Source organism: Rhodococcus sp. UFZ-B548, from assembly GCF_903819475.1.
GTDB lineage: Bacteria > Actinomycetota > Actinomycetes > Mycobacteriales > Mycobacteriaceae > Rhodococcus_F > Rhodococcus_F erythropolis.
Map to the genome: position 1 here is coordinate 1 of NZ_CAIJDS010000121.1, position 4,563 is coordinate 4,563.

The 4,563-nt window shown below is 64.0% G+C and carries 4 protein-coding genes and 1 pseudogene; 3 read left to right on the top strand and 2 right to left on the bottom strand.

Annotated features, from left to right (window positions below):
• The 3 genes from H7C86_RS36525 to H7C86_RS36535 form a co-directional block, all read left to right on the top strand.
• On the top strand, positions 1-902 hold a 902-nt coding region (locus H7C86_RS36525), incomplete at its 5' end, for a tyrosine-type recombinase/integrase (protein ID WP_220463515.1).
• A complete protein-coding gene (locus H7C86_RS36530) occupies positions 895-3,054 on the top strand; it encodes a site-specific integrase (protein ID WP_083291452.1) in 2,160 nt (719 codons plus the stop codon). The genes H7C86_RS36525 and H7C86_RS36530, both read left to right, overlap by 8 nt.
• 18 nt (positions 3,055-3,072) lie before the next feature.
• Positions 3,073-3,471 carry a DUF6262 family protein gene (locus tag H7C86_RS36535; RefSeq protein ID WP_047270891.1) on the top strand — a complete coding sequence of 133 codons (399 nt, stop codon included), beginning with the start codon at positions 3,073-3,075 and terminating at the stop codon, positions 3,469-3,471.
• A 31-nt stretch (positions 3,472-3,502) separates the two neighbouring features.
• Here the strand turns inward: H7C86_RS36535 and H7C86_RS36540 are convergent, their stop codons facing one another.
• Both H7C86_RS36540 and H7C86_RS37085 read right to left on the bottom strand, forming a co-directional pair.
• Positions 3,503-4,270 carry an HNH endonuclease family protein gene (locus tag H7C86_RS36540; RefSeq protein ID WP_047270893.1) on the bottom strand — a complete coding sequence of 256 codons (768 nt, stop codon included), beginning with the start codon at positions 4,268-4,270 and terminating at the stop codon, positions 3,503-3,505.
• Positions 4,255-4,563, bottom strand: a pseudogene (locus tag H7C86_RS37085) (HNH endonuclease family protein); the annotation flags it as partial. The pseudogene H7C86_RS37085 and the gene H7C86_RS36540, both read right to left, overlap by 16 nt.

The following is a 4,563-nucleotide window of genomic DNA, read 5'->3' on the forward strand; positions in this document are numbered from 1 at the left end:
GCGAACTCCGCCCCCGACCGACGCTCAGCGACAGCACGGTGAATCTCCGCATGCGCGCAGTGATGAGTTTCTACCGCTACCAAGCCGACAGCGGAACAGACGCTGCGCCGTTCCTGTGGAAGCAAGCCCACGTCCGATCCGGCCGCTACCTCTCGTTCCTCGAGCACGTGGCCAGGCGAGCGCCACAGAAGCGCGCCGCCATCCGAATCCGCGCCGCCCGCAAGGCCATCCCGGTTCTGGCGCCGACCACGATCGACGCCCTCCAAGGCGCCGAGGCCACCTACGACCCAACACTCGAGGAGTGGAGAGGTGACCTGCGATATCGGTTCCTGTGGGCAGTCCTGGCGGAATCGGGCATGCGGATCGGCGAAGCCCTCTCGTTGGAGCACCGCGACTGGAACACCGGGATCGGCGGCAAGAGCGCCCGGGTCGCGATCGTGAGCAGGCCACACCCGTACGGCCTGTCCGCCAAGTCCGGGGAACGCGAGGTCCACATCGGGTCGCGGCTCGACCGGCTCTACGCCGACTACGTGTGGTGGCTGTGCGACCGAGGCGCCGATGTCGCCCTCGATGATTGGGACAGCAGCTACATCTTCTGCAACGTGATGCGGAACCCGCTGTTCGCGCCCCTGCGTACCGAGTCGGTCTATGCGCACCTGCGCTCGATGAAGCATCACGACACCGCCCTCCCGAACCTGATGACACCGCACTGGTTTCGGCACACCCACGCCACCGCGCTGTTGCTGGCGGGGAGTCCCGTCCACACCGTCAGCCGCCGCCTCGGACACGCGAGCGTGCAGACCACGATGAACATCTACGGCCACGTCACCGAGGACGCCGAGCTGGCCTCGGTAGCGAATTGGCGCGAATACGTCGCCGGATGGGAGTACCCGAATGTCTAGCCCAGCAACCGATCCCGCCATCACGTCATGGTCGCGCAGCCCCAAGAGACTGCACCAGATCGACCCGGGGTTGGCACTAGCGGACATGTTCGACCTCACCATCGCCCGCAGGCTCTGGGACTCTCTGCCCGAAGAATGCCGCAGCGATCACTTCGACAAGAAGACGATGCCGGCGCACTACCGACCGGCGATCCGCGAAGTCAACGTCGGCGGGAGCTGGACCTCCTGCTACCTGAACTTCCGCGGTTTGCCGGAGCCGATGACCTGGGAGATCGCCTGGATCATCCACCGGCGCATCGAGCTGGGTCACTTCGTCCGCGTCATCGAGACGAATGCCGCCTTCATCCTGCTGCGCGCCGCGATGAATCACGACGACGAGTGCCGGTCGGCGCAATCGCTGCTGCACCGTTCGCCTGACGAGTGGGTGCGATCCGCACGGAAAGCACAGATGCGCGGTGCGAAGATCGGCGAATCTGCGTTCAAAGGCGGCACCTACCGCCTCGGGCACATGGCCGCCGTGCTCGGGTACGCCTATCACCGCGGCCCGTGGTGGGAGCTGAACGTCTGGAATCCCAGCCTCGACCCGAGGGTGCCCCAACGCGACCACGAACCGCAAGGTCGCACGACAATGCACTTCACCAACCTGACCAGCCTGTGGTTGCGTGAAGGAGCGAAGTACTGGCTTTCGGCGGGCCTGACCACGGAGCGGTACTCGTGGAGCACGGTCAAATCGCGCCTGGACGCCCTGAAATGGCTGCAACGCTACATCGACACCACCGCCGATCAGGGCCCGTGCCTGACAACGGACCCACACCGCCTGCGGGACTTCATCCGCGGCTTCTGCGACATGCTCCTCGCACACCGCATCGAGTCCGGGGTACGCGCGGGCAAGGCGCTGGCGACGAACCCACGCCGCCAGATCATGACCGCGATCGAGCAGTTCTACCAGTTCATGTATGACCACCGGGATGAAGCCGCCACCGAACTCGGCATCAGCGCCTGGGCCACTCTGCGACCCGAGCACTGCGTGCTGTTCCGCCCCGAGGACAAGCCCCGCTTGGCCAACGTCAAGGCACACGACATGGTCCTCGAAGAGGATGTCATGCAGCAGATCGCCGAGGGCAGCGGCCTGCTCGCACAGCCTGTGAAGGAGGGCGGGCTCGGCGACCTGCAAGCCTTCCACATCCTGATGCTTCTGCTGCGCACCGGACGTCGCGCCAACGAGGTGCTGATGATGGACTTCGACCCGCTCGAACCGATCCTGCACAATCGCACATACGGTGATCCTGACAGCGCGGGCTTCGTCGCCCGGATGCGGTATCAACAGACGAAGATCGAATCGAACGTCGCACCCACGATCCCCGTGGACGAGGAGATCGTCACGATCATCCGAGCCCAGCAAAAGCACGCCCGAGACATGATGGCGCACTTCGGAAACTCTGACGTAACGCCGAAATACCTGTTCCTCTGCGCGAGCCGAAACCGACTGGGCGACAAGCCTTACCCGCTTCCGACAATGCATCTGCGGTTCAGCAGGCTCACCAGACTGCTCAACATCAGAGACTCCGTCGGCCGTCAGGTCGCGGTCTCCAAGACACACCGCTTCCGGCACACCGCCGCGACCAACCTGATCAACGCTGGAGTGCCGCTTCACGTCGTGATGCGCTACTTCGGTCATGTCTCCCCGGACATGACCTTGCACTACGCCGTGACCTCTGCGCAGACCATGGAGGAGGAATTCCTCCGATACAAGAAAGTCACCCGCGACGGCCGCACCGCCTCGATCGACAGCTCCGACCTCTACGATCTGATCCAGCTCGACAAGCGAGCTGACCGCATTCTGCCCAACGGTTGGTGCACGCTCCCACCGAAACAATTGTGCGATAAGGGAAACGCCTGCCTGTCCTGCTCGAAGTTCGTCACCGACTCCACTCACGCCCCGCAGTTGCGGACCCAGCTCACCGACACGGAAACCCTGATCGAACACCGGCAAGCAGTGTTCACCGCGAAGTACGGCGCCCCGATGGACGAGACGAACATCTGGCTGCAAGGCCGCCGGATCGAGGTCGACTCGCTCAACCGGATCCTGCTCTCGATCAACGATGTTTCCGCCGCCGACAAGGCCGTTCGCGGCCCCGGAACCACCACCTAGAGCAAGGAGAACAAGCCCGTGCCCGAACACCTCACCGCCGCAGCGCGACAACGCCACACCGAGACCAGAGCGCGCGCGGAAGCGGCTCTGCTGGCACTCAGCAATGCAGGCGAGCCGGTCACCTTCGCGGCCGTCGCTCGCCGCGCCACGGTCTCCACCGACTTCCTCTACAACCAGCCCGACCTGCGCACAAAGATCAACGACCTCCGCACCAGGCGCCCGCACCACCGAACAACTCCGGAACAGATGTCCGAACGCGAACGGCAGTCCGCATCGTCCGCGGTCAGAGCACTGTCCTCGCAGCTCAAGGAACTCAAACGCCGGCACGCCGAAGAGCTCGGCGAGCTGCGCAAGGCGCTCGCGGTCGCCCACGGCGAGAACCTCGCGCTGCGGCGACGACTCGCCGACTCCCGCTAGCGCCCTGAGGGTAATCGGTTTCGCTGCTCGTTCACGAAACACGACCCGCCGCCTCGGCATTGGAGGGAAGCGCCAGGCCGGGACACGTCGACAGGACAGCGGCAATCGCGTCTTTCTCCGCCTTGGTCACCCACAACCGATACCGGAGTTTGACCGCGACCTGACGAGCCACATAAGCACATCGGAACGCCTTGTTCGGAGGAAGCCACGAGGCGGCATCGGAGTCACTCTTCGCCGAGTTCGGAGCCTGCGTAGTGGCGATGAGATTGAGCGGATCATTCGCCAGGTCGACACGTTCGGCGGCAGACAACTGCTGCGCGCCCTTCTGCCACGAATCACCAAGGGCGACTACATGCTCGATCGGGACGAGTGGCGAAGTCGTCTCCCCGCGAACGAAATTCACCGTGGTCCCGGTATACGGATCGTGAAGGACTCCCGACTGCACCACGCACGGCGGCGCGGCCACACCTGAGCGGCCCTTGCACGTGACGTCCATAAGGTCACGGGAGAGTATGTCCTCGCGAGTGCTCAGCGAGTTCCCGCCCCACATAGCGGTGTTCGTATCAGTCCACGCGGCACCGAACTCGCTGCGCGCATACCCCGTCTTCGGCGCACGACCCTTCACCGCAAGCTGCTCCAACGCGGACAGTGCCTCTTCAACCTGCGCACCAGGCGCAGCGGTCTCCGACACCGGAGCGGCGAATACCGTCCCGCCATCAGCAGGAAGGGCCGAGCAACCAGAAACAGCGACAACGAACGCCGCAGCCACCGCCGCGACGCCGCTCACGCTCTGGCCCATCGCACTGCCACCACAGCCATCAGCGGCATGACATCGACATAATGACCAGCAGAAAGAGGAAGACTCCTTGACAAAGCTGCTGATAACACGTGGTCGATCTGAATGGCCGAAGGATTGGACGTGGAGAACGCGATATCGGTTCCGGTGTACGGGTCGTGAAGCGTGCCGGCGACGACTTTGCAGTCGCGCGTTCCGGGTTTGAATGCGACGTCGACAAGTTGAAGTTTCAGGACGTCATTGCGTGTTATCTCTAGCGCCGCATCAGGATGAAGGCACGGTAGGCACGGCGTGTC